Raw genomic sequence first — 3,092 nt, forward strand, 5'->3', positions numbered from 1 at the left:
AAAGGACTAGATGTCACGGATGATAGTCCCCCTTCAGATGAAGGAATTCTGGCGCCGTCTACTATACACCAAAAGTAGTCCCGAACCAATGAGGAGAACGATTAGGGGAAACTTCGTCCTTCCAGGATGGGGGAGACGTTAGTCTTTATACCCTAATCTGCAAAATAATATGTGGCCAACTCTTGATATTCATGTTTATTTGCCGTTGTCAGCAGCTTCCGATAAACCGTGAATTTTATGTCATTTGATATCATTTAACATTGCTAACTATTCCTTAATGAAAATTTACAAGCTTTTTCAGTTAATGTTGACATGTAGAAGAGAGCCCTACGATGAACCCGAGGGGCAATGTGAGGGGGAGGATGGGTTCAATGAAGCTCCCTAAGTCGTGGCCGGGAGTTCACACTCCCTAACCTAGGCGTGGGGAGCCGGACAAGGGGAATGAGGACGAGAGGTTGAATACAAATTCATGAAACCTCAATGAAAGTCCGACTCCTCTCTAGGTATACTCTATTTTTATCTTGGGTTTTTCCTCGCTGAGAATCTTCTTTATCGCCTCGTCCCCTACTATATTTCCGCACTCTGCACTAACTATTTTGCCTTTCCGTAACGTAACTTTGCACTCATCAACAGTTATCATTATTTCTCCGTCATAATCCTTACTTGCTTCTATCTGGTATTCCAAAATTTGCCTCATGTTCAAACCTTCACTCCTTCCCTTATACTTGTCCTCTAAATTCTCCGCGAACTTTCTCAAAAAAACTTCCATCGGAGTTCCCGCAAGCCTCTCTAGAGGTCCTGAGTACTCACCCTTTACAGATATATCTACGTCTCCGTTCCTTCTTGGAAATACCTCTACGGTGAAACGAAAGTAAGCCTTGGGAAACTTCATTACTCCCTCATGTACTACTTTATTAAGTCCTATTTTCCTCCTCATATGAAACTTAAATGACATGAAGACACGGAACTTAGCAATGTAAGTGTCTTCATTCTCCATCTCTATGTCCTTTAGAAACATCCACCATTCCTTCAAGTTCCTCAAGTCATAAACATCCTGAAGTATTAGCTTCGCATCAGTGTGGATCGTAAGCATTATCTGTCTTTCGATCATTATTAATTATATTTACGTTAATTGTATTTAAAATTTTCCCTGATTTAAGATACATAAAAAAGTTATGTCTCAATAAAAAATTAAAGGAAAAATGAAAAAACTTAACGTTAAGCTATCTTAGTTTCCTCAATTAAAATCGTGTTATTTGTCTCTTTAAGAGGTACTATAGCTAAAGCTGAGATTGAACCCCAAAACTACCAGAAATGTTACTATAGAACATTACGGTAATCATATAGTATATGTACTAAATCCTGTATAAATTTCTCCTCCCTAACAATATGAATTCTACGTAAAAAGAAGTATCTTTTCTCTCAGCTTATATTCTTCCTAACTTTATGTCAGCTCTCGAAACATAGACCTTAAGCGTTTCCTATTTTATACTTTCTTGCGGTAGATAATCTTAACGTAGTGTATAAAGAATAATCTATTAGTAGCCATCATGATAATCTGTTGTCGTTAGAGACGTTAACATTTATTAGTCTCCAACCTATCGTAAACCTCACAAATGGTCTTTCGTTTACAGAAACTGGGGGGTTAAGGGGGCGAAAAGCCTCGCCGAGGTGATGGATAGTCCCCTTATATTTTGATACCCCTTTGCCGAGATAATTTTAGTAATGTTGATGATGCTCCTTCCCAGCTCGATTGAGGGCTTAATGGGATTGTAGAAGTGGAAACTATTATCTCTCTTTCCTTGACGGGACTAAAAGTAATGGATGAAAGTCACTTCATTTCTTTAGTGGAGATAGTTCTCTGAGCCTCTTTACTGCCCACCAAATGAGGGATGTGATAGCGAATCGATGAGGAGAACGATGAGCCCCCTGAAAGGAAAACCTCGTCCTTCCAAGGCAGAGAAGTACTCAGCCTTTCTACCATAAATTATAGTTAAAATGAAATGTATGTGTATATCCAACAAGTTAATGCTTTAACTTTTTACCGGCTCAATTATCGCATGAAAAGGAAGTTATCCCTCCTTGAGGCTACTGCCATAGGTCTCGGTAATATAATCGGTGCTGGTATATTCGTTATGGCTGGTAGCACTATAAACCTTGCTGGCCCGGCTGCACTGTTCTCCTTTATAATTACGGGATTACTTGCCATGAGTATTGGTTTGAATAGTGCAGAACTCGCTTCAAAGTACCCCGATACTGAGGGAGGAGTTTACTCTTTTGCAAAACTAACCATGGGAGACACTGTGGGCTTCCTGGTGGGCTGGATGAGAATGATTTCATATTCCGTGTCTGGAGCGGCTACAGCGTTGGGATTTGCGAGCTACCTTCAGATACCCAAGCTTACATACGTAATTGCGGGAACTGTCATTATAGTTTTGGGTGGAATTTACTTAGCAGGATTGAAACTTGCTTCCAAGATAGAATCGATATTGGTCGTAATTAACATGGGCGGTTTAGTTCTATTTATCGCTTTCTCGTTATTATCGGGGAAGTTTGACATATCTCACTTTACGCCTTTGGTTCCTCATGGCTTAAACGGAATTCTAACCGCCTCTTCGTTGGCATTTTTCGCCTACTCTGGATTTAACACCATAGCAACTTTAACCCCTGACGTGGAAAACGGAGACAAAAACATCCCTAAGGCAATAGTACTGTCCTTAGTCATAACTTCGGTGCTTTATGTCCTTGTGGTGTTTTCCATGTTGTACTTACTGCCTTGGCAAGTTTACGGTACGCAAGGAAACCCGCTAACTTTCGCTTTACAAGAAGCTAAAGCCCCGTTGTTTGTGGTCTTAGCTGTTTCTACTACTGCTATGAGTGTGGACAACAATTTCATTCATTTGAAATATTTACATTTATTATCACCCCCTTATCTAACAAGTACGTTGGGGTGTAAAGGGTGTTATATATCAGGAAGAATGTTGATAACCACCTAGTTATTGTGAACTTGTTACTATTCCAAGGGAAGTGGAAGTCCATTGATGCAAGCCTATGTTTTAGGCTTCTGAACCCTTGTTCTGCGTAATTCCTCT

Annotated in this window: 2 protein-coding genes and 2 pseudogenes; 1 reads left to right on the forward strand and 3 read right to left on the reverse strand. The window is 40.0% G+C overall.

The window, feature by feature from the left end; genetic code table 11:
- Positions 1-499 precede the first annotated feature (499 nt).
- Together WIW52_RS01120 and WIW52_RS01125 are read right to left on the reverse strand one after the other, a co-directional pair.
- Entirely contained in the window at positions 500-1,111 is a 612-nt protein-coding gene (locus WIW52_RS01120; RefSeq protein ID WP_337708057.1) for a hypothetical protein, read from the reverse strand.
- Positions 1,112-1,831: 720 nt separating this feature from the next.
- Positions 1,832-1,984, reverse strand: coding sequence for a hypothetical protein (locus WIW52_RS01125; RefSeq protein WP_337708059.1), 153 nt, complete (start codon positions 1,982-1,984; stop codon positions 1,832-1,834).
- A gap of 76 nt (positions 1,985-2,060) precedes the next feature.
- Here WIW52_RS01125 and WIW52_RS01130 point away from each other — a divergent pair.
- Positions 2,061-2,828 (forward strand): annotated as a pseudogene (locus tag WIW52_RS01130) (APC family permease); the annotation flags it as partial.
- A gap of 64 nt (positions 2,829-2,892) precedes the next feature.
- Here the strand turns inward: WIW52_RS01130 and WIW52_RS01135 are convergent.
- Positions 2,893-3,092: pseudogene (locus WIW52_RS01135) on the reverse strand (IS6 family transposase); the annotation flags it as partial.

Origin of the sequence: Stygiolobus sp. RP850M (assembly GCF_037389295.1) — an archaeon.
GTDB lineage: Archaea > Thermoproteota > Thermoprotei_A > Sulfolobales > Sulfolobaceae > Stygiolobus.

Bases quoted from the DNA above. Each gene is read 5' to 3' on its own strand.
- WIW52_RS01125 (WP_337708059.1), bottom strand. From the start codon at position 1,984: ATGGTAGAAAGGCTGAGTACTTCTCTGCCTTGGAAGGACGAGGTTTTC.
- WIW52_RS01120 (WP_337708057.1), bottom strand. From the start codon at position 1,111: ATGATCGAAAGACAGATAATGCTTACGATCCACACTGATGCGAAGCTA.